1 protein-coding gene is annotated in these 713 nt (G+C 71.7%); it reads right to left on the reverse strand.

What is annotated here, in order from left to right; all coding sequences use genetic code 11:
* A partial coding sequence (locus tag FCU40_RS23020) for a biotin/lipoyl-containing protein (RefSeq protein WP_342672580.1) occupies positions 1 to 713 on the reverse strand: 713 nt, incomplete at both ends.

Raw genomic sequence — 713 nt, forward strand, 5'->3', positions numbered from 1 at the left:
TCGGCGGCGACGGGATCGCCGGCTTTTGCGTTGACGGCCTTGACGGTTCCGTCGCGCTCGGCGCGGATGATGTTCTGCATCTTCATGGCCTCGAGGACGCAGACGACCTCGCCCTCGCGGACCAGCTGTCCGGGGGCGACGTCCATGGAGACGACGAGGCCGGGCATGGGCGAGAGCACCAGCTTGGAGGTGTCGGCGGCCTGCTTGGGCGGCAGCTTGTCGTGCAGCTCGGCGGCGCGCTGGGTCAGGACCAGCACCCGGGCCTTGGCGGCGCGGTGGCGGACGGTGAAGCCCTCGGCGGCCGGGGCGACCTGGACGGTGAAAGCCTGCCCGTCGAGACGCGCCTTGAACACCGGCTTGCCGGGCCGCCAGTCGATGTCGCTCAGGGCCAGGGTCCGGTTCTCGTCCAGCAGGGCGATGGCGAGGGCGTCCTCGCCGGCGATCTTCACCCGGCGGCGATGCGGGCCGATGGCCACGGTCCAGGTCTCGCGCGGCGCGCCGATCAGGCCCGAGGCGTAGGACCGGGCGCGCATGGCCTGGACCCGCTGCATGGCCGCGCCGACGGCGGTCAGGATGTCCAGCTGCGCGGGCGTGGGCTCGGTTCCGTGGAAGCCGTCGGGGAACTGGTCCTTGATGTAGCTGGTGGCCAGCTGGCCCGAGCGGAAGCGGTCTTCGTCCATCACCGCGGCCAGGAACGGGATGTTCTGGCCAAG

Source organism: Caulobacter sp. SSI4214, from assembly GCF_012184455.1.
Classification (GTDB): domain Bacteria; phylum Pseudomonadota; class Alphaproteobacteria; order Caulobacterales; family Caulobacteraceae; genus Caulobacter; species Caulobacter vibrioides_E.